This window comes from Gordonia terrae, from assembly GCF_001698225.1.
GTDB classification, from domain to species: domain Bacteria; phylum Actinomycetota; class Actinomycetes; order Mycobacteriales; family Mycobacteriaceae; genus Gordonia; species Gordonia terrae.
Window position 1 is genome coordinate 5,481,597 of the sequence record NZ_CP016594.1, and the last position, 16,215, is coordinate 5,497,811.

A 16,215-nucleotide genomic window follows, 5' to 3' on the forward strand; every position below is an offset into this window, starting at 1 on the left:
CCTTCGTGTCGTGTCGGTGATCAGGTCGGTGGATGACTGTCGAGGGGCTAGAGATTCATCGCCCCGACGGAGGTCTGGAAGTCGAGGACGTGGCCGAAGTCGTTGATCGACTGGACGGCACGTCGGGTGTCGGCGCCGCGGAGCACGCTGACCGAGGTGTGGTGGACGCGGACGGGCATGTCGAAACCGCTCGCGAGCGCGTCCGCGAGTACCGCGTTGATGACGCCGCTGTGGCACGTGATGACCACCCGCTGGCCGAGATGGGCGTCGACGATGAGCCCGACCTCACCGAGTACCCGCTCGCGGAAGGCCACCGGATCCTCGGCGTAGGGGAACGCCTCATATTTGCGAGTTCGGATGTGGTCGCGGAAGATTCGCGAGATCTCCTCGTGGGGCAGCGTCTCGAAAGGCGATTGATCTGCCGGAAAGCTCTGCCACGGCTCGTATTCGGTGAGCCCCTCGCGGACGACCGGCTCGAGGCCGTGATGCTCGGCGATCGCACGGCCGGTGTCGAGGGCCCGGCGCAGTGGAGAGCTGTAGACGGCGTCGACGGCATGGGTGGACAGACGCTGGGCGACCGCCCGGACCTGACGTTGCCCGAGCTCGGAGAGCGGCGGGTCCACGGTCTGCGCCGCGCTCAGTTCCTTGCTGAGGGCCTGCTCGCCGTGCCGGATGAGCACGAGCTCGCACAAGCCGTCCAGCGGGGCGAACGGGTTGTCGAGGTCGATCGAGCGCGCACGGGTCTGATTGGGCACGCCCCCAGTGAACCATAAACTGAGGCCGCTATAAAGATACTCCGCCGATGTCCCAGTTCATCGCATCACAAGGACCGCGAGGCTATAGGCGGCGACCCGCGAGGTCACACACTGGCGATGTCGGTGGCCAGTTCGCGCACCTCGTCGGAGAAGCGGCGTCGGCCCAGGTTCGCCAGCACGACGTCCTCGGTGAGCCAGGAGGACGCGGACACCTCGAGAAGACTCGACAGGGCCGTCGCCGCGGCGGCCTGCTTGGCCTTCGACGTGATCCGGTCGCGCACCCGCAGTTCGGCGGAGAAGATCGCCAGCATCTCCAGCCGGACCTCCCGACGGAGCGCCTCGATCGACAGGCTCCATCCGGGTGATCGCACGAAGTAGACCAGCGAGGCGGCGCGGTGCGCGTCGGTCCACTCGAGCACGGACACGATGACGTCGCCGAGGGTGGCGTCCGGGTCCTCGTCGATCACCGTTCTGAGCTGCGCCAGCATCTGCTCGGCGAACAGGCGCAGACCCCCGAGCAGCACTTCTTCCTTGGACGGGTAGTGGTAATAGACGGCCGCCGAGGTCATCTGCGCCTCGGCCGCGATGTCGGCGACGGTCACGTCCTCGATCGAACGCATGGAGTAGAGATGCATCGCCGCCTCCACCACGACGTCGCGCCGGGAGGGACGGTGAGCGGCCCGCTTGGCGCCGGTCCCCGTCCCGCTCGCGGCCGCAGTCCGTGCGGCGCCGCGGCGACCAGAGGGAGTCCGCCCAGAAGGGGCCCGGCCTGAAGAATTCTTGCCCGCCATGCGATAGATCATGACAGCATCGGGACCTTGTAACCCGCTGTGCCATCCTGTTGGCACCCCGTTGTCGACGGCACAGGTCGTACCGCGGGCAGACGACGACCGGGAATCGGTGAGGAGGACGCGTGGCGAGATCGAGACGAACCGATCGTACGACGGACCACACGGCGGACCCCGGGGCACCGGATTCCGACGCAACCGGGCCGGACGCGGACTGGCTCGGTTGGGACTCCTCGCCGGCCGCCGACGATACGGCCTTCGACGATGGCGTCGACGCCGTCGCCGCCCGGGAGGTGCCGGACGACGAGTCGCCGGCATCACCGCCCGAAGACTCACCCGAACCCGAACCCTCACCCGCCGGCACCGGTAACGGCTCGACTGCGCATCGCCCGTCACGACGGCATCTGATCGTCAAGGCCGCCGTACGGGTCTTCTCTCGGAAGGGCTTCGCCGAAGCCTCGATCCAGGAGATCGCCACGGAGGCGGGAATGGTGCCGACCGCGGTCTACTACCACTTCGCGAGCAAAGAAGAACTGTTCGAGAGCGCGTTGGGTTACGCCATGGACGCGAGTTCGGCCGCCGCGCAGTCCGCGCGTCCCGATGATGTGTCGGCGGGCCCGGACACGTTCAAAGATGTCGTCTCGGCGGTGTGGGACTGGACCGCCGAGCATCCCAACTCGGCCCGCATGCTGTTCCTGCAGATGGCCGGCGGCGCGACACCCGGCACCCGACTGCTGGCCAAAGAGTACGAAGAACGCCACATCCGGCGCGCGTTCGACTATTTCCCCGCCGGCGAGGATCCCCCGAGCCGGCGGGCCGCGACCGCTCAACATGCCGCCCGCACGCTGCGGGTCCGGACCATGATCGCGATGACCATCGCGATCCAGCCGCTGCGCATCGAGGGCGGCCCGTTGTCGGACATACCCGTCACCAGCTTGCGCACCGCGACCACCGACGTCTGCACCAAGATGATCGAAGGACGCTGACCACCCCGGTCGCCGGACTACAGTAACTTGATCGAAGACACAGTTACTTCGATGCTGGTTGGAGTCCTTCATGCGCATCCTCGCGATCACCGGCGGCCATTCCTTCGATCGGACGGCCTTCGCCGACTTCGCCGAGTCCCTGCCGGGTGAGGTCACCTGGCTCGAACACCCCGATGCCGAGATCGGCCCGGATCAACTCGCGGACTTCGACGCATCTCTGCACTACGACATGCCCGGGACCCTGCCCGAGCCGTATGAACCGCCGGATGCATTACGCGCGTGCCTTCGAGACGCACCCCGGACGGGCCACGGTTATGTGGTCTTGCACCACGCCATCGCCAGTTGGGCGACCTGGGACGAGTGGGCGGAATTCGTCGGCGGACGCTACCTCTACCGGCCCGGGACCGTCCGCGGTGCAGAACGCCCCGATTCCGGATATCGGCACGCTGTGGCACAGCGCATCTCCGTCGTCGACGGCGAACACCCGGTCGTCGCCTGCCTGCCCACCCAGCTCGATCTCGTCGACGAGACGTACTTGTGCGAGGTGTTCGAGGATTCGGTGACCCCGCTGCTGCGGACGGATGCGCCGATGACCGAGGACGTGCACTTCTCCACCGCACTCGCCATGTCCGGTCGGCGTGACGAAAGGGCGGGATGGCACCACGAGCCCGGGTCGTCGCTGGTCGGATGGTCTCGCACCAATGGACGATCGCGACTGGTCTACCTTCAGCCCGGCGACACCGCCGCGACTCTCGGCGACCCGCATTACCGCACGCTCGTCGCGAATGCGCTGACGTGGGTCGCGCGTCGACGCTGACCTTTTTTGACAGTCGATACAGTTCGATGTGTCGCTGCTCACTCCCGGTGCTACAGTAAGTGCATACGTTGCCAAGTAAGAGGCGGCAGTCCAGTCCACCGAGGAGATCCCGATGCGTCAGATCCGGCATCCGATGAGTCGAGCCATCTACGAATTCGACGAGGACTACAACGTGCTCGTCACCACCAAGGACGGGAAGACCGGCACCTTCGACCCGGAGGGCCGCTATCTGCACGGTGAGGTGAAGTCCGTCGATCCGGAGATGGCCCGGTGGGTCGGCCTCGGGCCGCGTGAACCCGTGCCCATCACCCAGAACCGCCGATTCATGGGCGCTGCAAAGCTGCTCGAGAAGATGCAGGCGGACAAACTCGCCGAAGAAGCCCGTGCCACGCGCCTGGCCGAAGGAGGCAAACTGTGACCGAGATCGACACTCGTACCGCCGACCAGACGGCTTCGACGGATGAACAGTCCGACTATGCCGAGAGTTACCAGCGGTTGCTGGACACCGACACGCACCCGGTTCCCCAGGTGCTGCGCGAGGAGACCCACGACCTCTACGAGGATCAGAACTTCGTCCCGGTCTCCCGCTACATCAGCCGGAAGTACCACGAACTCGAACGAGATCGTATGTGGTACAAGGTCTGGCAGATGGCCTGTCGCGAGGAGGAGATCCCCGAGCCCGGCGACACGCATGTCTACGAGATCTGTGAGAAGTCGATCCTGGTCGTGCGCGGACAGGACATGTCGATCCGTGCCTTCTACAACTCGTGCCTGCATCGTGGGCGCACGCTCCGCGAGGAGAGCGGCCCCGCCGGACACGACCTCCGGTGCCCGTTCCACGGCTTCTGCTGGAATCTCGACGGATCGCTGAAATCCATGACGTGCGAGTGGGATTTCCCGCACGTCGACAAGAGCACCATGAACCTCCCCCAGGTCAAGGTCGACACGTGGGGCGGTTTCGTCTTCATCAACATGGACCCGGCATCGGAGTCCCTCGCCAGCTTCCTCGGCGACCTGGGCAAGCACTTCGAGGCCTGGCCCCTGGAGGACCGCTACATCCAGGCGCATGTGGCGAAGGTGATCGACGCGAACTGGAAGATCGCCCAGGAGGCATTCTCCGAGGCGTTCCACGTCGTGACCACCCACCCGCAACGCGTTGTGGGAACCGGTGATTCGAACAGCCAGTACGACGCCTGGGGCAACTTCAACCGCGGTATCACCGCCAACGGCGTCCCGAGCCCACACATCAAATTCGTCCCGACCGAGCAGGAGATGTTCGACTCGATGGTCGATGCCCGCATCGACGAGGACCCCATGGTGACGCTGCCCGACGGCGTCACCGCCCGCGAGATGTCCGGCCTGCTCGCCCGCGAGGGCCTGCGTGACACCATCGGCGATGTCAAGGCGGACAACATGTCCGACGCCGAGTCACTCGACAGCATCTACTACACGGTGTTCCCGAACTTCCACCCGTGGGGCGCCTACCAGCGGATCGTCTACCGGTTCCGCCCCAACGGCGACGACCACGACACCTCCATCATGGACGTCTACCTCCTCGCGCCGTTCACCGGTGAGCGGCCGCCCGCGGCCAAGGTCCAATGGCTGACCCCGGAGCAGACCTGGATCGACGCGACCGTGCTGGGCAGCTCGGCCCGCGTCTTCGACCAGGACGCCTACAACATGCCCAAGGTCCACCGCGGACTGAAGACGACGACGCAGAAGTACCTGCCGCTTGCCGGTTACCAGGAACTCAAGATCCGCCACATGCACCATCTGCTCGCGAAGTGGGTGGGCGAGGACGTCGACTGATCCTCCGCCGCTGCCCGCCGGCGGTCGACCCCCATACCCGGGGTGATCGGCATGATGGGTGGGGTGGTGATGTTGACACTGGTACTCGTCGTCGGGGCCGCGGCCGCCGGATGCGCGATGACGGCGGCCTACGTCTACCTGCGGCCCGGTGACGATCACGTACGCGCCGAACACCTCGCCCGGCGCTGGTTGGTCGCGACCGCCGTCCTGGGTGTCACCGCGCTCTGCCTGCGGTTCGGGTGGCTGCTGCTGCGCTGAGTACAGACATGAGCCCCCAGCCAGAATGCGGGATCCGTATCGTTCTCCGATACGAATCCCGCACTCGGCATCGACGCTGCGCGCCCCTCAGCTCACCGGCGTCTTCAGGAACGCGCTGTAGGGCTCCTTGCTGTCGACGACGATCTTCCCGCCGGCGATGTGGCCTGGGAACGCCCACAGATTGGCCTGGCGCGGCGCGGTCAGCACCGGTCCGTCGGTGATGGTGAAGTCGATGGGATGCAGGACATCGGTCTGGAAGTCGGTCAACCCGGTGGTGTGCTCGCGGAACGTGTCGGCGTTGACGACGTCGAGCTTGCGCGCCTCCTGGGCGAAGGTCCAGACGGCGAGCCAGTCGGTGGTCACGCTGCCGTCGTGCGGGGTCTTGATCTCCCCCTCCGGGTCGTACTTGGCGAGCTGCTCCTCGTACTGCTTCCAGGTGGGGAACTGTTCGGCGTCCTCCCCCTTCTCCAACGCCACGGAGTTCGGGATTCCCGATTGCGAGACCAGCTCGATCGTCGCGTCTTCCATCACATTGTTGCTGAGTACCAACGGGATACGAAGGTTCTGGTCGATCGCGGCCCGGATGAGCGAGGTCAGCTTCTCCGGCGTGTAGATCATGCCACCCCAGACGTCGGGGTTCTGCGCCTTGACCTGCGCGATGATCGGCGCGAAATCCGTTGTCTCCGGGGGTACCTCCACAACGGCGACGTCGTCCACACCGGCGTTGCGGTAACCAAGTTTCGCGTTCTCGATGTACGGGGTGTTACCGGCGAAGGCGACGTAGACGGCCTTACGTGGCTTGAATCGGGTACCGCCGAGGTAGGTACCCTGGCCCGCGCCCGCGCAGTTGAGCGCGGCGATCATGGACAGCTCGTTGGCGACATCGGCTGCGGCGCAACCCATCGGGAACCAGTTCACCACGCCGGCCCGCTTGCCGATCTCGGCAAGTCCGTCATTGCTGTTCCCACCGATGAACGCGACGACGTTGTCCTCGTTCACCAGCTTGCGCGCGCCGGCGACGACATTGGCCGGTTGGCCCTTGGTGTCGTAGACGATGACGTTGAGCTTCTTGCCGTTGATGCCGCCCTGATCGTTGACGGCCTTCTCGGCGACCTTCGCGGCCAGCGCCGGATCCTGGAACGCCGATGGCGAGGACGACAGCGGCGCGACGAAGCCGACATTGATCGTGTCGGAGGTGTCCTCCGATGAGCACGCGGTCAGCAGGCCCGCGGTGACGGCCAGGGACGCCACTGCGGCGACAGGCAGTTTGATTCTGAACATGTTTGTGCCACTGCTACTTTCTCGAAACGGGACGCACCGGAGAGTGCGTTCAGGGATGGAGATAGGTGTTCTCGACGTCGCTGGTCTGTGCGGCCAGTTCGTCGATGCTCAGGTCGAGCACGGTCCGGCCCTCGGACAGCACGAGCGTGCGGTCGGCGATGGCCAGCGCAGTCTCTACGTGTTGTTCGACAACCACGACGGCGAGCTGCCGACGGGTTGCCTCCGCGCGGACGACCCTGGCTATCAGTGCGCGAACCGCAGGGCTCAGACCGAAGGTCAGTTCGTCGAGGAGAACCACCCGGACGTCGCGCAGCAGGGCGCGGCCGACGGCCGCCAGTTGCTGTTGGCCGCCACTGAGGCTGCCCGCCACGACGTCCCGGCGTGACCCCAGCTGGGGGAAGAGGCCGAAGAACTCGTCGGCGTCGATCCTGGCGAGCGCCAGATTTTCGGCGAGTGTCAGACTCCCGAACAGCGATCGGCCCTTCACCACCAGCGACACGTGCTCACGACAGCGCCGGTACGGCGCACCCGAGAGCTGCGCTCCGTCGACCTCGACGATGCCCCGGTCGGGCGTCACGAACCCGGAGATACCCAGCAGCGCACTCGACTTCCCCGCTCCGTTGCGGCCGATCACGCAGGTGACCTCACCGGGCTGCACACGCAGATCGAAGTCCCAGAGTCCCGCGCCGTTCCCGTAGTCCACGGTCAGCCCCGACACGCTCAGCCCCTCGGCTCGGACCGATGTCGACGCACCGACCGCTGCGGCGGTCATGCCGGGACCCCCACGGTCTCGAGTTCGACGTCATCCGGTTGCTCGCCGAAGTAGATGGCGCGGACCTCATCGCTGTCGAGTACCTCGGTTGTCGGACCGGACGCGACCACTCTGCCGTCCTCGAGGATGTAGACGAGGTCGCAGACGGCACCGATCACGTCCAGGTTGTGTTCGACGAGGAGAATCGCGAGCCCGTCGTGATCGCGGAGCGTCGTGATCGTGTCGACCACGGCGTGCCGCGCATCGAGGCTGAGCGCCGCCGCCGGCTCGTCGAGCAGCAGGACCTGCGGGCCCTGGGCCGCAGCGCGGGCCAGATTGACGCGGGCATGCCAGCCGAGGGACAACTGCTCGACGCGACTCGTCCGGTACCTTGCCAATCCGTGTGTCTCGATGACGCGTTCGACCGTCGCGAGCGCGGCGGCCGAGGGGCGGCCGAATCGGAACAGGTCGCGCGCGAGGATCTTGCGTACACCGATCTCCGCCGCGCACAACAGGTTCTCTTCGACGGTCAGGTCCTCGAACAGGAGGTAGTCCTGAAAGGTTCGCGTGATCCCCGCCCGTGCCCGGCGAGCCGCACCGAAGCGGTCTACGGTACGACCGTCCACCGAGATGGTGCCGCCGACCGTCTTCTGGTACCCGGTGATGGCGTCGATCGTGGTGCTCTTGCCCGCCCCGTTCGCGCCGAGAAGTCCGACCACCGTTCGCGGTGGGACGGTCAGCGAGACGTCCGAGAGGATGCGGTGCCCGCCGATCTCGACCGACAGGTCCCGGACTTCAAGCTGTGGCATCGACTTTCCTGTTCTCTCGGCCCGGCTCGCCGCCGGTGACGGTCGGATCGGGCCCGTCGGACCGAACACGTTTACGCCGCAGTCGGTCCCGGATACGGAGATACTGTCCGACCACTCCGTCCGGCTCGGTGGTGAGTATCCAGATCATGTTGGCCGCGAAGAACAGTGACTGCCAGTCGTTGATGTCCGGGGTGAACGACAGCAAATTCGAGAGCAACCCGCCGGGAGCGAAGGCGCCCGCCAGTACCGCGCCGGTCAGATGACCTGCCCCGGCGAGGATGACGAAGGCGATGAGCGCCAGCGATTCCGAGTAGCCGAACCCTTCCAGCCGGACGTCACCCTTCGAGATGAAGCCGCGCTGGATGGCGAACAGCACCCCGGCAAGTCCCCACAGCGTGGAGGAGACGACAAGACCGATCAGCTTGGACCGGGCCGAGACGATGCCCAGCGCGGCCGGGAGTCGCTCGTCCTGCCGCACCGACAGCACGTAGCGGCCGGTGGCCGACGATCGCAGATTGGCGACGAGAACGAGCGCCACCAGCAACACGATCCAGGCGACGACTGCGAAGGCGTGCGGGTCGGTGATGTTGCTGATCTCGATACCGAACAGCGTCGTGTCGCCGATCGTCCACCCTGTTCGACCGTTGAAGAACCAGTCGACGGAGAAGACGACGGTCTGCAGGATCGACGCGACGGCCAGCGAACCGATCGTGACCTCATAGACCTTGGCATTGACGAACAGGACGCTCAGTGCGAGGGCGACGACGACAGCCGTCGCGAGTGCGGCGAGAGCCGAGAGATACAGCGACGCTCCGGAATGGCTGACGGCGCCGAAGACGATCATCGTCACACCCGCGACGCCGAGCGGCAAGGCGTTGACCTGCCCGGTGTACCCGGTGGAGACGACGATCCCGAGCGCGACGAGACCGAAGATGGCGGTGAGACTGAGGGCGTCGACCACGGTTCCGGCGGCGCTGAAGATCGTCACCAGGACGACCGCCGCACCGACTACCACCCACGGCCAGCGGATGCGGCCGCTGCCGACATGGAACACCGCCTTGACCTCACGGGTCCCCCGCGCCATGTCTGTCCTGGCGATCAGCAGCAGCACGATCAGGGTGACGACGAACGGAATCGCCCGCGCGACCTGCGCATTGACGAGGCCGGTCACCAGACCTTCCAGGACTCCGGCGCCGACCCCGACCGCCAGGGCGATCGGGAAGCTCGTGAAGCGTGCGGCGAGTGCAGCCCCGAGAGCCGGCACCAGAAGCGTCGTCAGTGATGTCGGGGAGAGCTGGGTGATCGGCAGCACCAGAATGGCACTGGTCGCGGCGAGAACGCCGGCCAAACCCCACGCCACCGATCCCCACAAGCGGGGGTTGAGACCGATCGACTGGGCACCGAGGTCGGTGTCGCGTAGCGCAGTGGTGATGTGCCCGAACGCTGTTCGCGTGAACAGCAGGTGCAGGCCGATCGTCGCCAGCACCGCCACCGCCGCCAACAGGAGACTGATCGACTGGACCCGGACGCCGGCGACCTCGAATCCGCCGCCGACGAGGAACGGCTCGACGGTTTCCTGGTGGTTGGTCCAGATGATCCGGACGATCGCCTCCAGGACGAGCATCAACCCGATGGTGATGAGAATCTTCGTGATGGCCGGTGCGTGTGCCAGACGCCGGCCGATCAGGGCGAAGAAGGCGATCGCGATGGCCGCGCTCACCGCCAAACCGAGCACGATGGCCACGCCAAGCGGAATCCCGGCGTCCTGGTAGGACTTCCAGAATATGTAAGCGCCGAACATGCCGAGCGCACCCTGGGCGAAGTTGATGACCCCGGTTCCGCGGTAGGCGGCAACCAGCCCGAGGGCCACCAGAGCGTACGCGCCACCCGTGGAGAGCCCGAGCGAGGCGTAGGTCAACAGGTTCATCCTCGGCCTCGTAGATCGATGCCGCTGAGCCATGTCCGATAGGGCGAGGTGCCGTTCAGGTCATGGTCCCCGATGCTCACGAGGCGGTTCGGCGTGGGGTTGTGACTCGCCAGCGTCCGGGCGTTGCGCCAGTGGCGATCCCACCCGTGGGTCCGGCCGAGCGCCGATGCCCCGCCGACGTCGAAGACCCGGGTCGCGGCGGTCAGCACCGTGTCGACGACACTGACCTGCGCACGGTAGACCTCGATCTCCACCGCGTCGTATTGTTCGTCGGTGACGGTACCGGCGACGATCGCCGCATCGAGATCGGCCAGGACACCGGCGATCTGGCGGGCAACGGTATCGGCAACGTAGCGGGCCGAACTGATCTCACCGACCACGGACTGGACGACGGCGTCCTCGCGAGGCAGCGCCCCGCTGCCCTGACTGAAGTATCGCTTGCGGCCGCGCACGTAGTCGACGACGTCGCGATGCAGGGCGCGAGCGATACCGGTCAGTGCGGCGATGTGCCAGAACTGTGCGAGCGACGTGCCGTAGCTGCCCGGCACGACCTCGGCGGGCAGCGATGGGGAGTCGGTGATGTCGACATCTCGGAATCGGGTGGTGCCGCTGGCGGTCAGTCGCTGACCGAACCCGTCCCAGTCGTCGACGAGGTCGAGACCGTCGGCCGCAGCCGGGAGCACGACCGTCTCGATGCCCGCCGGGCCCTCACCCGTGGTGATGATCCAGTCGGCGTACAGCGAGCCGGTGCTGTAGTACTTCTCGCCGTTGACCAGACGACGCCCGCGATCGTCGACCTCGATGCTGGTCGAGAAGTGGGTCTGGTTCGCCGCCGTTCGCTCGGTGTACGCGCCGCCGAACAGTTCACCGTTTCCGATGCGACGCAACCACTCCGACCTCGACCGCGACGCCGGCGCATGGATGAGCGACTCGGTGTAGAGGAAGTGCGCGCGAAGAAGCTGGACGAAGTTCGGATCCGCGCTCGCCAGGTCGACGACGAGTTCGGCGAGTTCACCGACCCCGATCTCGTCGCCGCCGAACTCACGGGGTACGCGCAGCGCGCCGAAACCGGCATGGGCCAGTTCGCGAACGAGATCGTGCGGGACTCGGCGTTCCGCGTCACGCTCGGCCGCTCCGGCCGCCACCCGTGCCAGGATCGGGTCGAAGCGCCCGGCCAGCGGCGCGCGCGTGGCGGCGGTGTTCTCGGTGATGGTCACCGCTCACACCCCCGCCGGTGCGAGGCCGACCTGGTGCACACGATGCCCGGAGTCGATGCGGTCTCCGTTGCCGAAGATCTTGTCGCGCAGCGTTCCCGGTGCGTAGTCGCGCTGCGCCAACCCGCGTTCCTGCAGAACCGGGACGACGTGGTCGACCCACTCGTCCCACCAGCCCAGGGTGGTGATCGGCACGACGTTGAAGCCGTCGGCGCCGGCGGCGACCCACTCCGCGACGTGGTCGGCGATCTGCTCCGGCGTGCCGGCGAACTTGCCGGGCAGGAGGCCGTTGGTCAGCAGGTAGTCGCGCCACGAGACGGTGGACGCGTCGGCGGTCGAATCGGCGGCCGCACGGAAGATGGACTGCACGTGATCGCCGAGCTGGACCCGTCGGGCCAGTTCGGCGAGGGGGGTGTCGGGATCGACGGCAGAGAGGTCGATGCCGCTGCCACCGCTCCAGAACGCCTGCAGCGCCTCGAAGTCGATGTTCTCGCGGAAGTACTCCTGCTTGCGGCGCGCCTCCTCCTCGGTCGAGCCGATGACGGTCGACAGCGCGACGATCTTCTTCAGCGCGTCGGGCGTCCGTCCCACCGAGCGGAGGTGGTCGTCGAGGGTGGCGATGTCGGCGCTCGCGGTGGCCGGGCTCATCGACGGCAAGAACGTCACCTCGGCATTGCGTGCCGCGAAGTCCCTTCCCGCGGGGGAGTTCCCGGCCTGGAACAGCACCGGGGTCCGCTGCGGCGAGGGTTCGACGAGGTGGGGTCCCTGCACTTTGTACCAGCGACCCTCGTGGTCGATGGTGTGGATGCGATCGGGGTCGAAGAACCGACCGGTCTCGGCGTCGTGGAGAACCGCACCGTCCTCCCAGGAGTGTTCCCACAGCTTGTAGGTGACGTCCACGTACTCCTGTGCCCAGGCGTACCGCTCGTCGTGGCCGACGATCGTGTCGTACCCGTAGTTGCGGAAGCCGTTGCTCAGGTACGACGTCACGATGTTCCACGCCACCCGACCGTGCGTGAAGTGGTCCAGGGAGGACAATCGGCGCGCGAACGAGAACGGGTGGTCTTGGATGATGTTGCTGGTCACTGCGATTCCGAGATCGGTGGTGACATGGCCGAGCGCTGAGACGATGGTGATCGGGTCGTTCTCGGGGAACTGGGAGCCGGCCCGGATCGTCGTCGAGCCGTCGCCGAAATCCAGGTCGTACACGCCGACGACGTCGGCGATGAACAGTGTGTCGATGCGACCGCGCTCCAGGGTGCGGACCACATCGATATAGGGATCGAGATCCTTGTATCCGTACTGCACGCGACCCTCGGGGGTGCGCCAGAACCCGTGACTGTGGTGATTCGGGGTCAGATGCAGGAACGCGTTGTAGATGGGCGGTCTGGACACGGAGGAACCTTCTCTCACGAACACGGTCGAAGCTCGACGCGGCGGTGCACACACGTGGCACTCACACATCGCTGCGGCCAGTATCGGAGCGCAAAGGCGATACTTACAAGCTGAAGGCTGGAACTTCGTGACTATTAATCATCACTTCTTGTAAGTCGAATCGAACCCGTTTCGAATGCTAACGACCGTTCCCTCATCACGAGATGAACACGACCGCGGGAACGGCGCCGAGGTTCGTGACCGCGCACCCGATGGCGCGGTCGATGTCGACGATGTCGCCGGCCCGGACCAGCGCCCGCTGCGGCGCCCGCTCGACCCGCAGCAACCCCCCACCCACCAGGAGCGTCAACCGCCCCGACGCCGACACCGGCGGGATGAGCGTGCCGCCCGGGGCGACGAGGGTGCTCCGCAGCGGGGGGCGAGGCACCGCATTCGCCGTCGACTCCCTCCGCACCGGGGATCTTTCGCTCGCGATGCCCGGACGTTCCTCGACGACGATGTGGTCCGTGCCGGGTCCGCGGAGCAACTCGTCGAAGTCGATCCCCAACCGGTCGGCGACTTCGATCGCGGTTTCCAGCGACAACCCGAGCCGACCCCGCTCCATCTGCGAGATCGCACTCGCGCTCACACCGACCCGCCGTCCCAATTCCGCCTGGCTCCAGCCGAGTTCGACACGGCGGGCGCGGATACCGCGACCCAGGTTGCCGGCTCTGATCGAGGCTCGCCGACTCGCACCGTTGCCCTCGCCGTGTCCGGTCTGGATCACCGAGTCCGCGGCCCGACGCCCGTCCGCACGATGGACGATCACCTCGCCGGAGTCCGCCGACAGCACGCACTGGGCCGACCAGAGCCACTCGGCGCTGTCGAGTTGTTCACGGTCGAGCAGCCAGTGGCAGATCGCCGCCGAACCGAAGACAGCCCGGACCGCCTCCCCGATTCGGGAGGACGAGCGTACGAGATCCGACGGCCCGATCTGCGTGAGGTCCGTCAGCCAGACGGTCGTGGACTCTGCCGACGGCGCGGGCAGTTCGTCGAGACTCGCGGTCAGCAGCGGAACCCCAGCCCCTGACGTCACCCGGCCGACGACATCGTCCCGACATCCAGGGGCGACACCCCAGACGATGTTCTCCCCCGGCACGAGCGGCCCGAGGAGGTCATCCAGTTCGGCGATTCCGCAGCCGACGCGCTCCGACCGTGCGGGGCCCGACCCCAATTCCATCCAGTCCGCCACTTCCCCCGAGATCCGGATCGACGCCGACACCCGCCCGCGATCGCCGGAGATGTCTCCGAGCGACGATGGGCCGCAGCACCGTCGACCATTACGCTGGTCCCGTGACCGGAGCACAGGACTCAGACGACGATTCGCTGAACGGTATCAGCGCCGCGCATCGTCGTGAACTCTCCGCTCGGCTCGGGGACCGCGAGCGGGTGTCGACGTTCAGCGGTCCCTGGGAGGTCGAAACGGTCTGGCGCGGCGGCTTCCGCGTCGACGCGAAGGCGCGCGGTCACTCGATCGAGTTCGACGAACCCGCCGATCTCACAGCGCAGGACTCGGCGCCGACGCCGCACGAGTACGTGTTGTCGGCGGTCGCCGCCTGCATCACCGACGGCGTCGTACTGCACGCGACGACCCAGGGGATCCGCATCGACGATCTGGAGGTTCGGGTGACCGGGACGTTCGAGAACATCCTGCGCTGGGCGGGCCTGGCGACCGACGGCAACCCCGGCTTCGGGGCATTGCAGGTGTCCGGGCGCATCTCCGGCGACGCGGACGCATCGACGCTGACCGAGCTGTGGAACCGAGCGATCGCGGGATCACCCGTGGCACAGACGATCAGCCGTCCGACGACGATCACGTCCCAGCTGTACGTCGACCCACGGTGAGCCGGTGACGATCGCTGCGCCACAGCGGCGTTCGGCAAGTATCGTCGCAGAGCCCACCACCGGGTCCAACTGGTGCCGGACTACGAAGCCGCCCCCGGAGTCGTGGTGGAAACCGTTTGCGGTCAGGCCTAGGCGATGACTGAACCAGGAGTTCCGTCGACTCCTGCCGGGGCAGAGCGAACTGCCCGTCGCCGGGAGGCACTCCTGCTGATCGCGGCCACCTCGACGATGGTCCTGCTCGTTCTCGATTCCAGCATCCTCGGCGTCATGCTGCCCACCATGATGCGGGATCTGGATCTCAGCGTGGGCCAGTCGTCGTGGCTGGTATCGGTCTATCTGCTGATGCTCGCGGTGTTCGCCCCGGTGGGCGGCCGCCTCGCCGATGCGCACGGTGCGGCGAGGATGTTCCGAATCGGGATGGTCGGCTTCGTCGCCGCGTCGACGATGATCGCGGCGGTGCCGACCTTCGAAGCGGTCGTGGCCGGTCGAGCACTGGCCGGCATCGCCGGTGCGATGCTCATGCCGGCAACCCTCGCTCTGCTCATCCAGACCGTCGACGAAGCGCGACGGGCGAGCGCGATGGCGGTCTACACGGGAGTCGGCCAGGGTTTCGCCCTCGTCGGACCCGTCATCGGAGGAGTCTGTGCCCAGATCCTCACCTGGCAGGTGGGTTTTCTCGTCAACGTTCCGGTCGGGATCGCCGCCGTGGTCCTCAGCCATCTCGCCCGCCCGACACCTCACACGCACACGACACAACCGTGGGATCTGCCCGGGATGGCGTTGCTGGTGACCGGACTCGGCGCGGTCGTCGCCGCACTGCTGCAGGGACCCGCCTGGGGGTGGCGATCGCCGCCGGTCCTCGTCCTGCTCGTGGTGGGGGTCGGCGCATTGGCTGCGTTCCCGATCGCAACACGACGCGCAGCCGTTCCCGTTCTCGACATCGGTCTGCTCCGTGATCGCGACTTCGCGGTCCACACAGCCGCTCTCGCCGCGATCGGTTTCGCCATGACCGCCGCGACGGTCTACGGCGCGGTGATGCTGCAGGAGGCCATGCACCTACAACCCGTCGAGTCCGGCCTCGCTCTCCTGCCGCTGGTGGTCCCGCTCCTGGCTGCCACCCGCCTGGTCGGAGGGCGATACCAGCGCTACGGACTGAAACGCGTCGTCGTGGCCGGGAGCCTGTGCCTGGCAGCCGGAATGCTGATCGTGGCAACCGGTTTCGCGGTGTCGTCGGTGGCGGTCACAGCCATCGGACTCGCTCCCGTCGGTGTCGGGATCGGTGCGCTGCTCAGTCCGCTGACCACCGCAACCGTCGCCTCCGTCCCGGCCGGACAACGCGGTCAGGCATCGGGAGTCATCACCACCAGCAGACAGATGGGCGCCATCCTCGGCGTCGCAGTGTTCGCGGCCCTTCTCGCGGCCTACCCGGGTCGCCCCGGGACCACGATCGGATTCGTCGTCACCTGCGCGTTGCTCATTGCTGTCGCGGTCGTCGCCGCCACCACCTCGTCGCGCGATACCGCATGGTGACGGATGCGTTT

General features: G+C 66.8%; 16 protein-coding genes. 7 read left to right on the top strand and 9 right to left on the bottom strand.

The features are described 5' to 3' along the window. Positions 1-47 precede the first annotated feature (47 nt). Together BCM27_RS24280 and BCM27_RS24285 are read right to left on the bottom strand one after the other, a co-directional pair. A complete protein-coding gene (locus BCM27_RS24280) occupies positions 48-755 on the bottom strand; it encodes a histidine phosphatase family protein (RefSeq protein WP_004020687.1) in 708 nt (235 codons plus the stop codon). Between the two features lie 104 nt (positions 756-859). Next, positions 860-1,390: a TetR/AcrR family transcriptional regulator gene (locus tag BCM27_RS24285; RefSeq protein WP_239402938.1), complete on the bottom strand. Its 531-nt coding sequence runs from the start codon at positions 1,388-1,390 to the stop codon at positions 860-862. A gap of 278 nt (positions 1,391-1,668) precedes the next feature. On the opposite strand from BCM27_RS24285, the gene BCM27_RS24290 reads away from it, so the two are divergent. From BCM27_RS24290 to BCM27_RS24310, 5 genes are all read left to right on the top strand, one after another. Continuing rightward, the gene (locus BCM27_RS24290; protein ID WP_004020685.1) at positions 1,669-2,529 is read left to right on the top strand and encodes a TetR/AcrR family transcriptional regulator; all 861 of its coding nucleotides are present in this window, start codon (positions 1,669-1,671) and stop codon (positions 2,527-2,529) included. A 70-nt stretch (positions 2,530-2,599) separates the two neighbouring features. Next, positions 2,600-3,346 (top strand): ThuA domain-containing protein, encoded by a 747-nt coding sequence (locus BCM27_RS24295; RefSeq protein WP_004020684.1) that lies wholly within the window; start codon positions 2,600-2,602, stop codon positions 3,344-3,346. Between the two features lie 112 nt (positions 3,347-3,458). Next, positions 3,459-3,764: a hypothetical protein gene (locus tag BCM27_RS24300; RefSeq protein WP_004020683.1), complete on the top strand. Its 306-nt coding sequence runs from the start codon at positions 3,459-3,461 to the stop codon at positions 3,762-3,764. Further along, positions 3,761-5,155 (top strand): aromatic ring-hydroxylating oxygenase subunit alpha, encoded by a 1,395-nt coding sequence (locus BCM27_RS24305; protein ID WP_004020682.1) that lies wholly within the window; start codon positions 3,761-3,763, stop codon positions 5,153-5,155. Before BCM27_RS24300 ends, BCM27_RS24305 begins: the two co-directional genes overlap by 4 nt. A 69-nt stretch (positions 5,156-5,224) precedes the next feature. Then, positions 5,225-5,413 carry a hypothetical protein gene (locus BCM27_RS24310; protein ID WP_231895817.1) on the top strand — a complete coding sequence of 63 codons (189 nt, stop codon included), beginning with the start codon at positions 5,225-5,227 and terminating at the stop codon, positions 5,411-5,413. Positions 5,414-5,500: 87 nt separating this feature from the next. On the opposite strand, the gene BCM27_RS24315 is transcribed toward BCM27_RS24310, so the two are convergent. From BCM27_RS24315 to BCM27_RS24345, 7 genes are all read right to left on the bottom strand, one after another. Beyond that, a complete protein-coding gene (locus tag BCM27_RS24315; RefSeq protein ID WP_004020680.1) occupies positions 5,501-6,694 on the bottom strand; it encodes an ABC transporter substrate-binding protein in 1,194 nt (397 codons plus the stop codon). 49 nt (positions 6,695-6,743) lie between these two features. Further along, positions 6,744-7,466 (bottom strand): ABC transporter ATP-binding protein, encoded by a 723-nt coding sequence (locus BCM27_RS24320; protein WP_004020679.1) that lies wholly within the window; start codon positions 7,464-7,466, stop codon positions 6,744-6,746. Then, positions 7,463-8,254, bottom strand: coding sequence for an ABC transporter ATP-binding protein (locus BCM27_RS24325; protein ID WP_004020678.1), 792 nt, complete (start codon positions 8,252-8,254; stop codon positions 7,463-7,465). Before BCM27_RS24325 ends, BCM27_RS24320 begins: the two co-directional genes overlap by 4 nt. Further along, complete coding sequence (locus BCM27_RS24330; RefSeq protein ID WP_004020677.1) at positions 8,241-10,181, bottom strand: ABC transporter permease; 1,941 nt, start codon at positions 10,179-10,181, stop codon at positions 8,241-8,243. The genes BCM27_RS24325 and BCM27_RS24330 overlap by 14 nt, the downstream gene beginning before the upstream one ends. Next, complete coding sequence (locus BCM27_RS24335) at positions 10,178-11,398, bottom strand: acyl-CoA dehydrogenase family protein (protein ID WP_004020676.1); 1,221 nt, start codon at positions 11,396-11,398, stop codon at positions 10,178-10,180. The genes BCM27_RS24330 and BCM27_RS24335 overlap by 4 nt, the downstream gene beginning before the upstream one ends. A 3-nt stretch (positions 11,399-11,401) precedes the next feature. Continuing rightward, positions 11,402-12,790: an NtaA/DmoA family FMN-dependent monooxygenase gene (locus BCM27_RS24340; protein ID WP_004020675.1), complete on the bottom strand. Its 1,389-nt coding sequence runs from the start codon at positions 12,788-12,790 to the stop codon at positions 11,402-11,404. Between the two features lie 196 nt (positions 12,791-12,986). Continuing rightward, on the bottom strand, positions 12,987-14,009 hold the full coding sequence (locus tag BCM27_RS24345) for a helix-turn-helix domain-containing protein (RefSeq protein ID WP_081486997.1): 1,023 nt from the start codon (positions 14,007-14,009) through the stop codon (positions 12,987-12,989). A 113-nt stretch (positions 14,010-14,122) separates the two neighbouring features. On the opposite strand from BCM27_RS24345, the gene BCM27_RS24350 reads away from it, so the two are divergent. Both BCM27_RS24350 and BCM27_RS24355 read left to right on the top strand, forming a co-directional pair. Continuing rightward, positions 14,123-14,674 carry an OsmC family protein gene (locus tag BCM27_RS24350; protein ID WP_157781289.1) on the top strand — a complete coding sequence of 184 codons (552 nt, stop codon included), beginning with the start codon at positions 14,123-14,125 and terminating at the stop codon, positions 14,672-14,674. Positions 14,675-14,809: 135 nt separating this feature from the next. Beyond that, on the top strand, positions 14,810-16,204 hold the full coding sequence (locus BCM27_RS24355; RefSeq protein ID WP_004020672.1) for an MFS transporter: 1,395 nt from the start codon (positions 14,810-14,812) through the stop codon (positions 16,202-16,204). The last annotated feature ends 11 nt before the right edge of the window (positions 16,205-16,215 follow it).